Source organism: Flavobacterium sp. N2038, assembly GCF_025947185.1.
Classification (GTDB): Bacteria; Bacteroidota; Bacteroidia; order Flavobacteriales; family Flavobacteriaceae; genus Flavobacterium.
In genome coordinates this window covers 4,532,953-4,553,301 of record NZ_CP110001.1, presented here as the reverse complement: position 1 = coordinate 4,553,301, position 20,349 = coordinate 4,532,953, and the positions used below count along the sequence as shown (strand labels likewise).

General features: G+C 36.1%; 10 protein-coding genes. All 10 read left to right on the top strand.

Annotation, left to right across the window (positions count from 1 at the left end):
- The first annotated feature begins 15 nt into the window (after positions 1-15).
- The 10 genes from nrfD to OLM51_RS19840 all read left to right on the top strand — a co-directional run bounded on the left by nrfD (position 16) and on the right by OLM51_RS19840 (position 20,309).
- Positions 16-1,419: an NrfD/PsrC family molybdoenzyme membrane anchor subunit gene (gene nrfD, locus OLM51_RS19885; RefSeq protein ID WP_008466839.1), complete on the top strand. Its 1,404-nt coding sequence runs from the start codon at positions 16-18 to the stop codon at positions 1,417-1,419.
- Positions 1,412-1,936, top strand: a complete 525-nt coding sequence (locus tag OLM51_RS19880) for a DUF3341 domain-containing protein (protein ID WP_017498155.1) — start codon at positions 1,412-1,414, stop codon at positions 1,934-1,936. Before nrfD ends, OLM51_RS19880 begins: the two co-directional genes overlap by 8 nt.
- Positions 1,937-1,944: 8 nt before the next feature.
- Positions 1,945-2,490, top strand: a complete 546-nt coding sequence (locus tag OLM51_RS19875; RefSeq protein WP_264552310.1) for a c-type cytochrome — start codon at positions 1,945-1,947, stop codon at positions 2,488-2,490.
- Between the two features lie 27 nt (positions 2,491-2,517).
- Positions 2,518-3,915 carry a quinol:cytochrome C oxidoreductase gene (locus OLM51_RS19870; RefSeq protein WP_264552309.1) on the top strand — a complete coding sequence of 466 codons (1,398 nt, stop codon included), beginning with the start codon at positions 2,518-2,520 and terminating at the stop codon, positions 3,913-3,915.
- 19 nt (positions 3,916-3,934) lie between these two features.
- On the top strand, positions 3,935-5,131 hold the full coding sequence (locus OLM51_RS19865; RefSeq protein ID WP_264552308.1) for a cytochrome c oxidase subunit II: 1,197 nt from the start codon (positions 3,935-3,937) through the stop codon (positions 5,129-5,131).
- Between the two features lie 30 nt (positions 5,132-5,161).
- Positions 5,162-6,964: a cbb3-type cytochrome c oxidase subunit I gene (locus tag OLM51_RS19860; RefSeq protein WP_264552307.1), complete on the top strand. Its 1,803-nt coding sequence runs from the start codon at positions 5,162-5,164 to the stop codon at positions 6,962-6,964.
- Between the two features lie 251 nt (positions 6,965-7,215).
- Positions 7,216-8,238, top strand: a complete 1,023-nt coding sequence (gene ruvB, locus OLM51_RS19855; protein WP_264552306.1) for a Holliday junction branch migration DNA helicase RuvB — start codon at positions 7,216-7,218, stop codon at positions 8,236-8,238.
- Positions 8,239-8,247: 9 nt separating this feature from the next.
- Positions 8,248-9,594: a cytochrome P450 gene (locus OLM51_RS19850; protein ID WP_264552305.1), complete on the top strand. Its 1,347-nt coding sequence runs from the start codon at positions 8,248-8,250 to the stop codon at positions 9,592-9,594.
- Positions 9,591-10,517, top strand: coding sequence for a tRNA epoxyqueuosine(34) reductase QueG (gene queG / locus OLM51_RS19845; RefSeq protein ID WP_264552304.1), 927 nt, complete (start codon positions 9,591-9,593; stop codon positions 10,515-10,517). The genes OLM51_RS19850 and queG overlap by 4 nt, the downstream gene beginning before the upstream one ends.
- Before the next feature lie 546 nt (positions 10,518-11,063).
- On the top strand, positions 11,064-20,309 hold the full coding sequence (locus OLM51_RS19840) for a gliding motility-associated C-terminal domain-containing protein (protein ID WP_264552303.1): 9,246 nt from the start codon (positions 11,064-11,066) through the stop codon (positions 20,307-20,309).
- Positions 20,310-20,349: the final 40 nt, after the last annotated feature.

Genomic DNA, 20,349 nt, shown 5'->3' with positions numbered 1-20,349 from the left:
ACAATATAAAGGATTATGTCGTCTCACTACGAAGCACCCATTAGAAAACCTTTAGTTATTGGTGATAAATCTTATCACGATGTAACTGTAGATGTGGCAGCGCCTGTTGAAGGACCTGCAAATAAACAATGGTGGATTGTATTTTCAATCGCATTAATAGCCTTCCTTTGGGGGTTAGGTTGTATAATTTACACCGTATCTACCGGTATCGGAACATGGGGATTAAATAAAACAGTTGGCTGGGCTTGGGATATTACTAACTTCGTTTGGTGGGTTGGTATTGGTCACGCCGGAACATTAATTTCTGCGGTATTATTACTTTTCCGTCAACGTTGGAGAATGGCTATTAACCGTTCTGCAGAAGCTATGACTATCTTCTCAGTAGTACAAGCAGGTTTATTCCCAATTATTCACATGGGTCGTCCATGGTTAGCATACTGGGTATTGCCTATTCCAAATCAATTTGGATCTCTATGGGTAAACTTTAACTCACCATTACTTTGGGACGTATTTGCGATTTCAACGTATCTTTCAGTATCATTAGTTTTCTGGTGGACTGGTTTGTTACCTGACTTTGCAATGCTTCGTGATAGAGCTATAACTCCATTTAATAAAAGAGTTTATTCTATCTTAAGTTTCGGATGGAGCGGTAGAGCTAAAGACTGGCAACGTTTTGAAGAAGTATCTTTAGTATTAGCTGGTTTGGCTACTCCTCTTGTACTTTCTGTACATACGATTGTATCTATGGACTTTGCTACTTCTGTAATTCCAGGATGGCATACAACAATTTTCCCTCCTTACTTCGTTGCAGGAGCGGTATTCTCAGGATTTGCGATGGTAAACACATTGTTGATCGTTATGAGAAAAGTTTCTAATCTTGAAGCATACATCACATTACAACATATTGAATTAATGAATATCATTATTATGATTACTGGTTCTATCGTTGGTGTGGCTTATATCACTGAGTTATTTGTGGCTTGGTATTCAGGAGTAGAGTATGAGCAATATGCATTCTTAAACAGAGCTACCGGACCTTACTGGTGGGCATATTGGTCGATGATGACTTGTAACGTTTTCTCTCCGCAATTTATGTGGTTTAAGAAACTAAGAACAAGTATCATGTTCTCATTTATTATTTCGATCGTTGTAAACATCGGAATGTGGTTTGAAAGATTCGTAATTATTGTTACTTCTTTACATAGAGATTACCTTCCATCTTCATGGACAATGTTCTCACCAACATTTGTTGATATTGGAATTTTCATCGGAACAATTGGTTTCTTCTTCGTATTGTTTTTATTATACTCTAGAACATTCCCTGTAATTGCTCAGGCAGAGGTTAAAACAATTTTGAAAGGAACAGGAGATAATTACATTAGAGAAAGAGCAAATAGTAAAGATTCACATCATGAGTAATAAAGTAATATACGCCATTTATAATGACGATGATATTTTGATGGATGCAGTAAAGAAAACAAGAGCTGCTCATCATCATATTGAAGAGGTTTTTACTCCATTCCCAGTTCACGGATTGGATAAAGCTATGGGTTTAGCACCAACAAGATTAGCAATTTGTGCGTTCCTTTATGGATGTGTTGGAATTTCTGTTGCAACATTTATGATGAGTTATATCATGATTCATGACTGGCCACAAGATATTGGAGGAAAACCAAGTTTTAGTTTCATTCAGAATATGCCATCTTTTGTGCCAATTATGTTTGAAATGACTGTATTTTTTGCAGCTCACTTAATGGTTATTACTTTTTACATGAGAAGTAGACTTTGGCCATTTAAGCAAGCAGAAAATCCTGATGTAAGAACAACAGATGACCATTTCTTAATGGAAGTTGCTGTAAATGATAACGAGGCAGAACTTGTTTCTTTTTTCGAAGGAACAGGAGCAGTTGAAGTTAAAGTAATTGAAAAGAATTAATTGTAGCTATGAAAAGGATATATAAAATAACACTTTTAGTTGGTATAACTATTTTAGGTTCATCTTGCCACAATAATTCGGCACCAAACTATCAGTATTTCCCAAATATGTATGAGTCTGTAGGGTATGAACCATATGCAGAAGCAAAAGTATTTAAAGGTGGAAAAGAAGGTCAGCTTCCTGTTACAGGAACTATCAATAGAGGTTTTGAACCTTATGAGTATGAAAATTCGACTGCAGGTTATGAATTGGCTAAGGCTAATTTAAAATCTCCTTTGACTGAAGCAGATAGAAATTCTGGTAAAGGAAAAGAGCTTTTCGAAATTTATTGTATCAGTTGTCACGGTGCAACTGGTAACGGTAAAGGTAAATTGGTTGAAAGAGAGAAATTTCTTGGAGTACCTAGCTATAAAGACAGAGAAATTACTGAAGGAAGTATTTTTCACGTAGAAACTTATGGTTTAAATGCGATGGGTTCGCATGCAAATCAATTAAGCGCCCACGAACGTTGGTTAGTTGCTGACTATGTTCTAAAACTAAGAAGCCAATTATAATTGTTGAACAAACTGATCGTAATAGATATGTATACATTTTCAAGTAAATTAAAAACTTTTTCTATCATCCTAATGGCCGTTGGTTTATTAGGAATTGGGTATGGTTTTTTAAGTGCACCTAAAGATATTCAAGAAGTTGAAAAAATACTAGCTGCGGATGCTCATGGATCTCATGGAGCTACGCATGAAGAAGGTGCAGAAGCTTCTCACAAAGAAGCTGGGCATCATGAAGCTGCTGCCGAAGCTTCGCATGATTCACATAAAGGTGGAGAACATGCAAAAGTTACTGGTGCAAATGAGCATGAAGAGCATTTAACTCACGTGTTGCACCAATTACAAAACAAACCTTGGTCAGCATTATATGTTGCTTGTATTTTCTTTTTACTGCTTTCTATGGGAGTTTTAGCATTTTATGCTATTCAACAAGTTGCTCAGGCAGGTTGGTCTCCTGTTTTGTTTAGAGTTATGCAAGGTATAACGGCTTATTTGCCAGTTGGGTCAGTAATTTTCTTCATAATCTTAGTTTTATGCGGATTACACTTTAATCATATTTTTGTATGGTTAGGTGAAGGAGTTACAGATCCTAAAAGCCCAAATTACGATGCGATTATAGCTGGAAAATCAGGTTATTTAAATTTTGGTTTCTGGATTGCAAGAGCTGCTATCTTTTTATTAGGATGGAACTTATATCGTATTTATTCTAGAAAAAATTGTTTAGCTCAGGACGAAGCTAATGATGATTTAAATTACAAAAAGAACTTTAAGTTATCTGCCGGATTCTTAGTTTTCTTCATCGTATCTGAGTCTATTATGTCTTGGGACTGGATTATGTCATTTGATCCACACTGGTTCAGTACATTATTCGGATGGTATGTATTTGCTTCTTTCTTTGTAAGTGGTATTACAGCTATTGCTTTGGTAACGATTTATTTAAAATCAAAAGGGTATTTAGAGTATGTAAATACAAGTCATATACACGATTTAGCTAAATTTATGTTTGGTATTAGTGTATTCTGGACTTATTTATGGTTCTCTCAATTCATGTTAATCTGGTACGCTAATATTCCGGAAGAGGTTACTTACTTTGTGACAAGAATTCAATTGTACAATTTACCATTCTTTGGTGCTGTAGTTATGAACTTTGTTTTCCCATTGTTAATATTAATCAATACAGATTTTAAACGTCTAAGTTGGGTTATTGTAATGGCAGGTATTGTTATCTTATTAGGACATTATGTTGATTTCTTTAATATGGTTATGCCTGGTACAGTAGGAGACAAATGGTTTATTGGAGTTCCTGAAATTGCATCTATACTTTTCTTCTTAGGTTTGTTTATTTTTGTTGTATTTACTGCATTAACTAAGGCTCCTTTGTTAGCAAAAAGAAATCCTTTCATTGAAGAAAGTAAACATTTTCATTATTAATATTTAAAGAAGTAAACAGATGACAAGTTTGTTGGTAATTATAGTTTTAGTTTTATTAGCAGTTGCATTGTGGCAATTGACCAAGATATTTGATCTTACACAAGTAGGGTCTTCTTCGGACGATTCTCAGGTTGCATCAGATAATGATAATAATATTCAAGGATATGTTATGTTTGGCTTCTTGGCATTCATATATATATTTACGATTTATGGTTTACTAAAATGGGGTGGTTTAGCACTTCATACTCCAGCTTCTGAGCATGGTCTTTTAGTAGATAACTTAATGAATATTACTTGGGTTTTAATTTTTGTAGTTCAGTTTATTACACAAGGTTTACTATACTGGTTTTCTTTTAAAAATAGAGGACACAAAGATAAAAAAGCATTATTTTTTGCTGATAGTAACAAATTAGAGGCAATTTGGAGTATTATTCCATCTGTAGTTTTAGCTTGTTTAATTCTTTACGGATTATATGCTTGGAACAACATTATGTTTGTTGACAAGGATGAAGATGTTGTTGAAATAGAATTATATGCTCAACAATTTAAGTGGACTGCAAGATATGCCGGACAAGATAATGTTTTAGGAAAAGCAAACGTTCGTTTGATCGAAGGTATTAATACTTTAGGTGTTGATATGTCAGATCCTAATGCTCAGGACGATATTGTAGTTACTGAATTACATATTCCTAAAGGAAAAAAAGTACACTTTAAGATGCGTTCTCAAGACGTATTACACTCAGCTTATATGCCTCACTTTAGAGCGCAAATGAACTGTGTTCCTGGTATGGTTACTGAATTTGCGTTCATTCCTACTTACACAACTGCTGAATACAGAGAGTTACCTTTCATGGTTGAAAAAGTAGCAAACATTAATAAGTTAAGAGCTGAAAAAAGCACTGAACTAGTTGCTAAAGGTGGAACAGCTTTAGATCCTTATACATTTGATTATTTATTATTATGTAATAAAATTTGTGGAGCTTCTCATTACAACATGCAAATGAAAGTTATTGTTGATACTCCTGAAGATTATAAAAAATGGTTAAGCGAAAAAACTACTTTAGCTCAGGATATTAAGGTAGCAGCAGATGCTGAAAAAGCAAAAGCAGCCGAAGCAACTGCTCCGACAACAGATTCAACTTCAAAAGTAATTGATACTGTAAAAGCGGTTATAGATACTGTAAAAGCAACTGTAGCTAAAGTTGCGATTAAGTAATATTATTAAGAAAATTTAAAGTACACATATATGTCAGCAGAAGCGCACGGTCACGATCACGGACACGATCACGAGCACGAACATCATCATAAAGACACGTTCATTACTAAATATATTTTTAGTATTGATCATAAAATGATTGCTAAGCAATACTTAATTACAGGTATTGTAATGGGAGTAATTGGTATTGCAATGTCTTTGCTTTTCAGAATGCAATTGGCTTGGCCAGAAGAGTCTTTCAAAATCTTTAATGTATTATTAGGAGATAAATTTGCACCTGATGGTGTAATGGCAAATGATATCTATTTGGCTTTAGTTACAATTCACGGTACCATCATGGTATTCTTTGTACTGACGGCAGGTCTGAGTGGTACTTTTAGTAATTTACTTATTCCGCTTCAAATTGGAGCAAGAGATATGGCATCTGGATTTATGAATATGATTTCATACTGGTTGTTTTTCTTATCTGCTGTAGTGATGTTGTCTTCTTTATTTGTTGAAGCTGGACCAGCTTCTGCAGGTTGGACAATTTATCCTCCATTAAGTGCTTTACCACAAGCGATCCCTGGATCTGGAACTGGTATGACTTTATGGTTAGTTTCTATGGCTATCTTTATCGCATCTTCATTGATGGGATCTTTAAATTACATTGTAACTGTAATTAACTTAAGAACAAAAGGTATGTCTATGACCAGACTTCCTTTAACTATCTGGACATTTTTCGTAACAGCTATTATTGGTGTTATTTCTTTCCCGGTATTATTATCTGCAGCATTATTATTGATTTTTGACAGAAGTTTTGGTACTTCATTCTTTTTGTCTGATATCTATATTGCTGGTGAGGTTTTACATTACCAAGGTGGATCTCCAGTATTGTTCGAACACTTATTCTGGTTCTTAGGACACCCTGAGGTTTATATTGTAATTTTACCTGCAATGGGTCTTGTTTCTGAAATTATGGCAACAAACTCTCGTAAACCAATTTTTGGTTACAGAGCGATGATTATGTCAGTTCTTGCAATTGCATTTTTATCTACAATTGTTTGGGGTCACCACATGTTTATTTCAGGTATGAATCCTTTCTTAGGATCTGTATTTACCTTTACTACTTTATTGATTGCAATTCCTTCTGCTGTAAAAGCGTTCAACTGGATTACAACTTTATGGAAAGGTAATTTACAATTCAACCCTGCAATGTTATTCTCTATTGGTATGGTTTCTACTTTCATCACTGGAGGTTTAACTGGAATCATTTTAGGAGATAGTACTTTAGATATTAACGTTCACGATACTTACTTCGTAATTGCTCACTTTCACTTAGTAATGGGTATCTCTGCACTTTACGGAATGTTTGCTGGTATTTATCACTGGTTCCCTAAAATGTACGGAAGAATGTTAAATAAAAACTTAGGTTACATTCACTTTTGGGTAACAGCGGTTTGTGCTTACGGAGTTTTCTTCCCAATGCACTTTATTGGATTAGCTGGTTTACCAAGACGTTATTATACAAACACAAACTTCCCATTATTTGACGATTTGCAAAATGTGAACGTTTTGATTACAACATTCGCTTTAGTTGGTGGAGCTTTCCAATTAGTATTCTTATACAATTTCTTTAGTAGTATTTTCTACGGTAAGAAAGCGGTTCAGAACCCATGGAAATCTACAACTTTAGAGTGGACTACTCCTGTAGAGCATATTCACGGTAACTGGCCAGGTGAAATTCCTCATGTATACCGTTGGCCGTATGACTACAGTAACCCAAATCATGATGTAGATTTTGTACCGCAAAATGTACCAATGAAAGAAGGTGAAGAAGTTTTACACCACTAAAAATAGTATAAGAAAGACCATCTGAAAAGATGGTCTTTTTTTATGGTATATGGAGATAAATTCCAATTTTCTAAAATTCCAGATTCCAACTTATTGAATTTAGGTTATGATTAAAAGATTCTTCTTTGATTATTAGAAAAAATGGTTATCATTTTTATTGGAATTTGGAATTTTAGAAAATTGGAATTTGGTTTTCTTTTATTCGGAATTTATCTATTTTACAAACTGATTACTTTACCTATCTTTGTAAAATGAATGAAAATTTAGATCCCACGACAAAAGGGTACAATCCGGAAGAGTTAGATCTTGAAAAAAGATTACGTCCATTGTCATTTGATGATTTTGCTGGACAAGATCAGGTTTTAGAGAACTTAAAAGTTTTTGTGGCCGCAGCTAATCAGCGTGGTGAAGCGCTTGATCATGCTCTTTTTCATGGGCCTCCGGGACTAGGAAAGACTACTTTAGCTAACATTTTAGCAAATGAACTGGAAGTCGGTATCAAGATTACATCAGGGCCTGTATTGGATAAGCCTGGAGATTTAGCAGGATTGCTTACTAATCTTGATGAAAGAGATGTTTTATTCATTGACGAGATTCACCGTTTAAGCCCTATCGTTGAAGAATACTTGTATTCTGCGATGGAAGATTTTAAGATTGATATCATGATTGAGTCAGGGCCAAATGCAAGAACGGTTCAGATCAATTTAAATCCTTTTACTTTAATCGGTGCTACTACACGTTCCGGTTTATTAACAGCGCCAATGCGTGCGCGTTTTGGGATTTCATCTCGTTTGCAATATTATACTACAGAGCTTTTAACAACCATTGTTGAAAGAAGTGCTTCTATACTAAAAATGCCTATTTCGTTAGATGCTGCAATCGAAATTGCCGGGCGAAGTCGTGGTACACCTCGTATTGCTAATGCTTTACTACGAAGAGTTCGTGATTTTGCTCAAATAAAAGGAAATGGAACTATTGATATTGACATTGCACGTTATGCTTTAAGAGCATTGAATGTTGATGCACATGGTCTTGATGAGATGGACAATAAGATTTTGTTAACCATTATTAATAAGTTTAAAGGTGGTCCGGTTGGACTTTCTACTTTGGCTACAGCCGTATCTGAAAGTAGTGAGACTATCGAAGAAGTTTATGAGCCATTTTTAATTCAGGAGGGGTTTATAATGCGTACACCTCGTGGACGTGAAGTTACAGATAAAGCTTATAAACATTTAGGAAAAATTAATACAAACATTCAGGGCGGATTATTTTAATTTGAATCAATGTCTGAAAATAGAAAATACAACTATCCCAATAAACTTTCGATTTTTAGATTTTTTCTGGATGCTGAAGGAGTACGTAGAAATCCAATTCCGTTTCATAAAAGATATTTTGAAAAATTAGGGGATTCTTTTTCTTTGAAAATTGGTTTCACAAAGCATTTAATGTTGTCGCGAGACAATGAAATTGCGCAGCATATTTTACAAAAGAATCAAAGAAAATATCATAAATCAAAGTTTCAGTCTGTTTATCTTTCTAAATATTTAGGAAATGGACTTTTGACAGTTGATGGTGATTTTTGGCTGAAGCAAAGAAGACTTATTCAACCGGCATTTCATAAACAAAAAATGAATCAGCTGGTTGAGAATATGAACAGGACTATTGTTTCAGAATTGGATGATCTGGTAGAAAATAAATCGATAGATCTTTTTCCGGTTATGAGTCAATTAGCTTTTAATGTTGTAGCTAAATCTTTATTTGAACTCTCAATCTCTGAAGAAAAATTAACCCGAATTAAAGTAATTATTGAGGAGGTTCAAAACTTCCTGATAAAAGAGATTAGACTTCCACATAAAGCGTGGTGGTTTTCTATAAGTGGCCAGGTCAAAAAGCATCTGGAATTAGCAAAAGAAAATAACAGTATTATCCAGGAAATTATTGAGGAACGAATTTCATCTAAAGAAGAAATTAATGATTTGCTTAATATGCTTTTGGAAACCAGATATGAAGATACTGGTGAAGGAATGTCTGTAGAACAGCTAATAGATGAGATTAAAGTTCTTTTTATTGCCGGACACGAAACAACCGCAAATGCCTTAACTTTTACACTTTTTCTTCTGGGAAGAAATCCTGAAATACAACAGAAAGTCCTGGAGGAGATAGTAAAAATAGAGTCAGAAACGAGTAGTATTGTAGAACAGCTTCAAAAAATGACTTATACAAATGCTGTTTTAAACGAATCTATGCGTCTTTATCCTCCCGCCTGGATTACAGACAGACAGAATGTAGAAGATGATAGTATTGGTGCTTATCATTTGAAAAAAGGTACTTTGATTGGAGTTTCATTTTATGAATTACATCGAAATCCTAAATATTGGGAAGACCCTGATAAGTTTGATCCCGAAAGATTTCTCGGAGAGCAAAAGAAACATTCGATGCAATATTTTTATCCTTTTGGTGCCGGACCTAGAATGTGTATTGGTGCCGGATTTGCAATTTATGAAATGTGTTTAACAATTGCGCATATCGTGAAACAGTTCAATATTATATCAACGAAAGAGGATATTCAGTTTAATCCGTTGATTACTTTAAAGCCAGTGGGAATTGAAGTTTTATTTTCTAAGAGATGACCATTAATTCAAAAGAAACATATTCTAAATTTATAAAATCCGAAGCTAAGCGTCTTGGATTTCTTTCTTGTGGTATATCTAAGGCTGGTTTTTTAGAACAGGAAGCTCCACGATTAGAAAAGTGGCTGAATAAAAATCATAATGGCCAAATGGGCTATATGGAGAATCATTTTGATAAGCGTTTAAATCCTACTTTATTGGTTGACGGTGGTAAAAGTGTTGTTTCTCTACTGCTTAATTATTACCCTTCGGAATCTCAGAATAAGGAGAGTTTTAAAATCTCTAAATATGCTTACGGTCAGGATTATCATTTCGTTATAAAAGAAAAACTAAAAGAATTACTTCATTCAATTCAGGAAAATATTGGAGAAGTGTCAGGAAGAGCTTTTGTTGATTCCGCTCCGGTTTTAGACAAAGCATGGGCAGCAAAGAGTGGTTTAGGCTGGATTGGTAAAAACAGTAATTTGATAACTCAAAAAGTAGGCTCTTTTTACTTTATTGCTGAACTAATTATTGACATTGAACTGGAGTATGATCATGCTGTTACGGATCATTGTGGCTCATGTACAGCTTGTATTGACGCTTGTCCTACACAAGCAATTCTTGCTCCATATATTGTTGACGGAAGTAAGTGTATCTCCTATTACACTATCGAATTAAAAGAGAATATTCCTAACGAAATGAAAGGGAAATTTGATGAATGGATGTTTGGTTGTGACACTTGTCAGGATGTTTGCCCGTGGAATCGATTTTCAAAAGCACATTCAGAACCATTATTTAATCCAAATCCTGATTTGCTTTCTTTTTCTAAACAGGATTGGGAAGAAATTACAGAAGAAACTTTTCGTGCTGTTTTCAAAAATTCACCTATTAAGAGAACAAAATTTGATGGATTGAAAAGAAACATTAATTTTTTAAAATAGTTATAAAAAACTTTTTTTAAGTATTTTAAGAAGAACAGATTAAAATTCGTTTTTAGTTTGTAATGATTTGTATTTCAAATTGTTATATTTTAGTTTGTTAATTGTTGCAGCATTCTGTTGTAGGATAATTTTGCGTTTTTAGGTGTCAATTTTCGGATCTTATAACTTTTGTTTAAAAAATTAAGATATTTTCCCTCTATTATTGTTGAATCAGCAGGTTTTTAGATAGGATTAAGCTTGTTTATTCTATGTGAATGTGCATTTCAACGAATTTCCTTGTAGTTTATCGAGTAATGTAGCTAGTATTGAGGGCTTTGTATATTTTCGCACCTCCAAAACTACTTTTAACCTAAAAACACATTTTGTGTCTTGAACCTATCATGACTATGGTCCAAACGCTATTTAGTTCTTCAGAAGATCCTGTCCGGATCATTATTGAAATTACTAAAACCAATCTTTCCATTTTTTCGTATTTCGAATATAAGCTGAAACTCGTAACGAGTATATCGGCTTTTGATCTTTTAGTTCCACAAACCTCAGTTGTCTATGCGTAATTCTACTTTTAGAATGTTTAATTTATTTAAACAAATCACTCTTATTTTATTTATAATAACATCAATATCTTCATTTGCGCAAGTATGCGGAACACCAGGAGTTGATGGACCAGTTACGGTATCAAACTCTATAAATACTTATTATCCTATAGCAGGTAATATTACGTTGAATGCGGGCGCACAATCAATATTGTTAGGCAGCGTACCGGCAACAGATAGTTATAATAACAATTTTGGTGCAATTCAAATTTCTGCAGGAGATCTAATTTTGATTATCCAAATGCAGGATGCTACGATAGACTATACAAATACTACTAGTTATGGGTCTGGTACCTCAAAGAGTGGATTAGATAATTTGGGAGGTACTGGGTTTACGTCTTTGGGTAATACTGGTATTTTTGAATATGTTATTGCGACCAATAATGTACCATTAACAGGAGGAAATTTAACGTTTAAAGGTACAGGTTCCGGTGGAGGAGTACTAAATAGTTTTTATAATGCAGATGCAACTACAACAAGAGGTAAAAGAACATTTCAAATTGTAAGAGTTCCTCAATATTCTAATTTAAGCTTAACTTCTAATATTACAACACCGCCTTTTAATGGTGTTGCTGGTGGTGTTATTGCTTTTAATGTTTCCGGAACTTTCAATTTTGGCGGATTTAGTATTAATGGAACTGCCAGAGGATTTAGAGGGGGATATAGTCCGAAAGCAGACTCGAATGCAAATACCTCTACTATTTATGTGGGATTATCAACAAGTGATAAGATTTCGGGCAAAGGAGAAGGAATCGCCGGAACACCTAAATATATGTGGGATGGTTTTAATCAGGTAGAGAATTCTGTTGAAGGATTGCCTGGCGGATCATCTGGTAGAGGAGCTCCCGCTAATGCCGGTGGTGGAGGAAATGACCATAATACCGGAGGCGGTGGTGGTGGTAATGGTGGATATGGAGGTTTAGGCGGAGCCGGATGGCAAGGTAACGGTGGTGATCTATATCCTAACTTTACCGGAGGCGGAAGACCAGGTTTCAGATCGTATATTACTTCTACTCCGTTTCCAAGACTTGTTATGGGAGGCGGTGGTGGCGCCGGTGATGCAAATAATGCGTCGTCTGGTGTAAAAGGAGGTGTAGGAGGAGCCATAATTCTTGTTAATGCAGGTACGGTTTTAGGCAATGGTTATATTTATGCCAATGGAGGAAAAGGAGCACCTGGAACTTATTCTGGTTCACCTGACGGAGCCGGAGGTGGAGGAGCCGGAGGAACTGTATTATTGAATGTAGCGAATAATAGTACCGCAAATATTACAGTAGAAGCAAATGGAGGAAATGGCGGAAATACAGAAAATGATGATGCTAATGAACACGGACCAGGTGGTGGTGGTGGTGGTGGAATAGTTAGCCATAATCTTTCCAGTACAGTAACAATAACATCTAGTGTAAATGGTGGTTTAGCTGGTAAATCTAATGCAGGAAAAGGAAATAATCATGGTGCTAAAGATGGTGAAAATGGTTATGTGTCAAAATTTACCACTCAGGATATACCTCAAAACTTACAGATTAACTCAAACTGTTTTCCGGTTCTTGAAACAAATATTAAAGCTTTACCTACTGCAAAAGCGTGTAATTCAATTGGAGAAAAGGTTACTTATGAGATTCAGATAAAAAACACAGGTGGTGGAAATGCTGCCGGAGTAGTTTTAGACTACAGTTTCCCGGCAGGTATAGAATTTGATTCGGCTACGGCAGCATATAATGCAGATGCTACCGGACCTTCCGGAGCATTACCAAATACAGCTACAGCAAATAATCCTACGTTTGGAGGGTTTAATATTGCGCAAAACGGTGTGGTTACGATAACTTTAACAGGTAAGGTTGCAGCATCTATTTCAGCAGGAACATACAGTTCAAAAGCACAAGCATTATATCTTGACCCAACACGTACAAATGTAAATTCTAATAGAAAAATTACGGCAGCTACAAATGCTTTTGGAAGTGCTCTAAAAAAATATGAAGGAGCTAGTCAGGGAGATGTTCCCGGAACAAATTTTAATGGAACACTTTCATCTGTAACAGCAGATGATATAACAATTTTGGCTCTACCGGCTACTCCAACAGTAACGACTACACAATCAAGCTGTGAAGCGCCAACAGGAACAATAACAGTGAATAATCCAGTTAGTGGTATAAGTTATACTATAAAAGGATCAAATCCTGCAACAGCATCAGTTACCAACTCAACTGGAGTTTTCTCCGGATTAGTACCCAATGATTATACAATAATAGCAACGAATGCAGAAGGTTGTATTTCGCTTCCAACGTCAAATATTAGAATTAATACCGTTGCCGGAGCGCCAACAACTACAGGAGTTACTATTTGTCAAGGAGGGACAGGAGTTTTAACAGCCTCTTCAACATGTTCAGGTAGCATAGTTTGGTATACAGTGGCTTCAGGAGGGAGTGTAATATATACAGGTACTTCTTTCAATCCAGTGGGAGTTGCTAATTCAGGTTTGTCAAACACTAGTACAGCGATAACTAAGACTTATTATGCAGCTTGTTCCGGAGATTCAGATTGTAGAGCAGCGGTTAATTTTGTTGTTAATGCGATACCAACAATTACAGGAACATCATCAGCTGAACGATGTGATACAGGAACTGTTACTTTGGGAGCTACAGCATCAACAGGAACAATTAATTGGTATGCAGCTTCAAATGGCGGTCCGTCATTAGGATCAGGGCCAAGTTTTACAACTCCAAGTCTTTCTGCAACTACTATTTATTATGTAGATGCTACGAGTAATGGATGTACTACTGCAAGCAGAACAGCTGTTACAGCAACAGTAAATACATCACCAACAATAAACTCTACAACAGAAGACTCGAGATGCGGTGCAGGATCATTAACATTAAAAGCAACGGCATCTGCAGGAGCAACGATCAATTGGTATGCTGATCCGACAGGAGGAACACCATTATACACAGGAGCGAATTTTACTACCTCAAGTTTATCGGTTACAACTACCTACTACGTGGGAGCAACTTCTACAGCAGGTTGTAATACAGCTTCGAGGATTGCGGTTGCTGCAGTTATAAACAATGCCTCTACAATTGTATTTTCAAGCGGTGCACAAAATCCAACGGTTTGTAACGGAACAGCAATTCCTAATGCTGTTTATACTTTTGGTGGTAGTGCTACAAATGCCACAATATCAAACTTGCCGGCTGGATTAACATCATCAGTAGATCTTAATGCAAAAACAGTAACGATTTCAGGAACTCCTACAACAGGAGGTACTTATACAATAACAACAGTTGGTCATACAGCACCTTGTACAGAAGATTTTAAAACAGGAACTGTTACGATTACAACAATTCCGGTTCCCACTATTACATCAACAGCTGCAACTTGTTCATCAGACGGGACAAGTAAAATTAGCAATTACAGTTCTTCTAATACTTATACATTCACTCCGGCTACAGCTGGAATCGCAATAAGTTCTACGGGTTTAATAAGCGGTATGACTGTTGGAACTTCTTATAAGGTAAAATCTGTTAATGGTGGTTGTTCCTCTGTAGATTCAGGTTCATTTAGCAATGCGACAATGTTGCCAACTCCGGCAATTCCTACTATTACATCAACAGCAGCAACTTGTTCATCAGACGGGACAAGTAAAATTAGCAATTACAGTTCGTCTAATACTTATACATTCACTCCGGCCACAGCTGGAATCACAATAAGTTCTACGGGTTTAATAAGCGGAATGACTGTTGGCACTTCTTATAAAGTAAAATCTGTTAATGGTGGTTGTTCCTCTGTAGATTCAGGTTCATTTAGCAACGCGACAATGTTGCCAACTCCGACAGTTCCTACTATTACATCAACAGCAGCAACTTGTTCATCAGACGGGACAAGTAAAATTAGCAATTACAGTTCGTCTAATACTTATACATTCACTCCGGCCACAGCTGGAATCACAATAAGTTCTACGGGTTTAATAAGCGGAATGACTGTTGGCACTTCTTATAAAGTAAAATCTGTTAATGGTGGTTGTTCCTCTGTAGATTCAGGTTCATTTAGCAATGCGACAATGTTGCCAACTCCGGCAGTTCCTACTATTGCATCAACAGCTCCGACTTGTTCATCAGACGGAATTTCTAAAATATCAAATTACATTTCAGGCGTAACCTATACTTTTGATCCGATTGGTCCAAGTGTTGCTACTTCAGGACTAATCAGTGGAATGATTGTTGGAACTTCTTATACGGTTACAGCAGGAAATGCAACTTGTACTTCTGTGGCTTCAGCTTCATTTAACAATGCAGCGAAGTTGGTCACTCCAGCTGTACCAACAATAGCTTCGACAGATCCGACTTGTTCATCAGACGGAATTTCTAAAATATCTAATTACATTTCAGGTGTAACCTATACTTTTGATCCGATTGGTCCAAGTGTTGCTACTTCAGGACTAATCAGTGGAATGATCGTTGGGACTTCTTATACAGTAACAGCAGGAAATGCAACTTGTACTTCTGTAGCTTCAGCTTCATTTAGCAATGCAGCTAAGTTGATAACTCCGGATGCACCAACAATAGCTTCGACAGATCCGACTTGTTCAGCAGATGGAATTTCTAAAATATCAAATTACATTTCAGGTGTAATCTATACTTTTGATCCGATTGGTCCAAGTGTTGCTACTTCAGGATTAATCAGCGGAATGATCGTTGGGACTTCTTATACAGTTACAGCAGGAAATGCAACTTGTACTTCTGTGGCTTCAGCTTCATTTAGTAATGCAGCGAAGTTGATAACTCCAGATGTACCAACAATAGGTTCGACTGCAGCAACATGTTCATCAGATGGAATTTCTAAAATATCAAATTATATTTCAGGTGTAACCTATACTTTTGATCCGATTGGCCCAAGTGTTGCTACTTCAGGCTTAATCAGCGGAATGATTGTTGGAACTTCTTATACAGTTACAGCAGGAAATGCAACTTGTACTTCTGTAGCTTCAGCTTCATTTAGCAATGCAGCGAAGTTGATAACACCAGATGTACCAACAATAGCTTCAACAGCGCCGACTTGTTCATCAGATGGAATTTCTAAAATATCAAATTACGTTTCAGGTGTAACCTATACTTTTGATCCGATTGGTCCAAGTGTTGCTACTTCAGGACTAATCAGTGGAATGATCGTTGGGACTTCTTATACAGTAACAGCAGGAAATGCAACTTGTACTTCTGTAGCTTCCGCTTCATTTAGTAATGCAGCGAAGTTAGCTACGCCAGCTATACCAACAATAGCTTCAACAGCTTCGACTTGTTCAGCAGATGGAATTTCTAAAATATCAAATTACGTTTCAGGTGTAACCTATACTTTTGATCCGATTGGTCCAAGTGTTGCTACTTCAGGACTAATCAGTGGAATGATCGTTGGGACTTCTTATACAGTAACAGCAGGAAATGCAACTTGTACTTCTGTAGCTTCCGCTTCATTTAGTAATGCAGCGAAGTTAGCTACGCCAGCTATACCAACAATAGCTTCAACAGCTTCGACTTGTTCAGCAGATGGAATTTCTAAAATATCAAATTACGTTTCAGGTGTAACCTATACTTTTGATCCGATTGGCCCAAGTGTTGATACTTCAGGCTTAATTAGCGGAATGATTGTTGGAACTTCTTATACGGTTACAGCAGGAAATGCAACTTGTACTTCTGTGGCTTCAGCTTCATTTAACAATGCAGCGAAGTTGGTCACTCCAGCTGTACCAACAATAGCTTCGACAGATTCGACTTGTTCATCAGACGGAATTTCTAAAATATCTAATTACATTTTAGGTGTAACCTATACTTTTGATCCGATTGGCCCAAGTGTTGCTACTTCAGGATTAATTAGTGGAATGATCGTTGGAACTTCTTATACCGTTACAGCAGGAAATGCAACTTGTACTTCTGTCGCTTCGGCTTCATTTAGCAATGCAGCGAAGTTGGTCACGCCAGCTGTACCGACAATAGCTTTGACAGATCCGACTTGTTCAGCAGATGGAATTTCTAAAATATCAAATTACATTTCAGGTGTAACCTATACTTTTGATCCGATTGGCCCAAGTGTTGATACTTCAGGCTTAATCAGCGGAATGACCGTTGGAATTTCTTATACAGTTACAGCAGGAAATGCAACTTGTACTTCTGTGGCTTCAGCTTCATTTAGCAATGCAGCGAAGTTGGTCACTCCAGCTGTACCAACAATAGCTTCGACAGCAACGACTTGTTCAGCAGACGGAATTTCTAAAATATCAAATTACGTTTCAGGTGTAACCTATACTTTTGATCCGATTGGTCCAAGTGTTGCTACTTCAGGATTAATAAGCGGAATGATCGTTGGAACTTCTTATACGGTTACAGCAGGAAATGCAACTTGTACTTCTGTGGCTTCAGCTTCATTTAGCAATGCAGCTAAGTTGATAATTCCGGATGTACCTACAATAGCTTCCATAAATCAATTAACATGTAGTGTAAATACTGGAAGTTTTACAATATCAAATTATAATAATTTATATACTTATACTATTACACCTTCAGGAGCTACTCTCGATGTATCAACAGGAGTTGTGACTGCACAAGTTGGGACTTATAATATAACAGCAACCTTAAATAATTGTACATCTGGAATTTCAACTGTAGTTATTGATTCTAAAATTTGTGCTAATGCAGATGACTTCGGAACTAAAATTTCGGGAGCAACATCAGTAAATTTAGGGGATGTAACTTCAAACGATAAATTAAACGGTTTGGCAGTTACAACCACAAATACTAATGTCACACCAAAAATAACGGGGCCATTAAGTGTTGATGATGACGGAATTTTAACTTTGGCAGCTAACACTGCTTCCGGAACCTATTCTATTATCTACCAAATTTGTGAAGAAGGTTCAGCTTCTGTAAACTGTGATAGTGCAACGGCGACAGTTGTGGTTAAAAATGAAATAAAAGCGGTAATCGAAACTACTCTTCCTATTAATGGAAACATTGGAGGAACAACGGTAGCATTAACAGCGAATGATATTTTAAATGGAAATCCGGTTGTAATTGGAAATAATCCGGGAGAAGTTACTTTAAACATTGTAGGGACTTTACCAACAGGCTTAACGCTAAATGCAAACGGAACGATTACAGTAAGTCCCGGAACTCCAAAAGGAGATTATAATGTTGAATATATTATATGCGAGACAGGAAGCAACCCAACAAATTGCGATTCAGTAATTTCAGTTGTAACTGTTACGGCAGGTGATCTTGTTGCCAATCCGGATTCTGTTACTTCAGTAGTTGGAATAAACATTGCACAAACTGTTGTCAATGTATTTACAAATGATACTAAAAATGGACTTCCGTTAAATCCGGCAGATGTAAAACTGACCAATTCAACACCAGATCCAAAAGGATATTTAATATTGAATCCGGACGGAACCGTAACACTTGCACCAAATGCACCAGCAGGGGATTATGAGTTAACCTATACAATTTGCGAAGTATTAAATCTGTCAAATTGTAAATCAAATACAGTAACAGTTACTGTTACAGCGCCAACAATGAGAGTAACGGCGACTAGTTATTGCTCAAACAATGTTCCGTATGTAACATACAATGTAGAACCAGATAATTTTACTCCAAATAACTTATTGACTATAAAATGGATTGATAGTGCAAATAATGTAGTAGCGACTCAGACTAATCTACCATTGAGTGGAGATCTTTTATGGCCAGGTGCTGTAGTTGATAACAACGGAAATGGAGTGGACTGGCCGGGATGGTTATTGCAAAATAACCAATGGCTTGAAGGAACAGACGGATTTGAAAATACAAGAACAAATGTTACGATGGAGTTCTCATTAAACCCTACAGTAAATGTAATTGTAAATTATCCTCCGGCGACCCCGCAATGTAATGCCAGACCAACATTTACAATTCAGGCAAACGACGATACAGATGGCCCGATAGATTTAAATAAAGGAGCCAATTTAACGTTAAACATCTTTAAAAATGATCTTTTAAACGGAACATTAATTACTGCGGCAAATGTTGTTTTGACTACAATTGTACCTAATTCAAACTTAGTTTTAAATGCAGATGGAACAGTAGATGTAAAATCTGGAACCCCATCTGGAGCTTACGAGTTGACGTATCAAATTTGTGAAGCTTCAAATCTTTCAAATTGCAGTCAGGCAGTAGTAAAAGTAACAGTATTAAATTCTGTAGATCCAAAACTGCTTCTTATTGCAAAAGATGATTTAGATATTTCGGTAGATGGAATTAATGGAGAAATTGAATTTGTTAATGTTTTAGATAATGATCTTTTAGACGGATTGCCAATTAAATTAACGGATATTACCATTACAAATAATTCACCAAGTCCTTATTTTGAATTTAATCCAAACGGAACCGTAAGTGTAAAACCGAATACACCGGGTGGAAATTATGCTTTAACGTATGAAATTTGTCAAAAAGCAAGTGCAGGCAATTGTACTACCGCAACCTTAAATGTTTTTGTAGAAGTTCCAGCTATTGCAATTGTTAAAACAGCAACGTTTAATGATGAAAATAAAAACGGAATTGCAAATGCAGGTGAAACAATTACATACAACTTTGTAGTAACAAACACAGGAAATGTACCATTGGTTGATGTAAAAGTTACTGATCCTTTACCGGGAGTGGTAGTTTCAGGGCAGCCAATAGATTTAGCTGTTCATGAGTCAAACAGTACAAACTTTATTGCGTATTACACCATAAAACAAAGTGATATAAACACAGGAAAAGTAAGTAATCAGGCCAGCGTTAGCGGAAGTAGTGTAAGAGGTGTTAAAGTAGAGGATATTTCTGATGAGGCAGGTGTAGATGGAGATCAGCCAACTGTATTGGACTTAAATGGTTGTCAGATTAAAGTATTCAATGCATTTTCACCAAACGGAGATTCTAAAAATGCAAGATTCTATATTCAGGGTCTGGAATGTTATCCTGATAATACAGTAGAAATTTACAACCGTTGGGGAGTTCTTGTATTTGATATTAATGGTTATAATAACGAAGACAGAGTCTTTGTTGGAATCTCTGCCGGTCGTGCAACTGTAACACAAGCAGACGGATTGCCTGTTGGAACTTATTTCTATGTTCTGAAATATAGAGACAGTGAATCAAATCAGCACGAAAAATCAGGATATCTATATATTAATAAATAAAAATGACAAACGGTTTAGTGTTAGCCAAACCGTTTTAAAA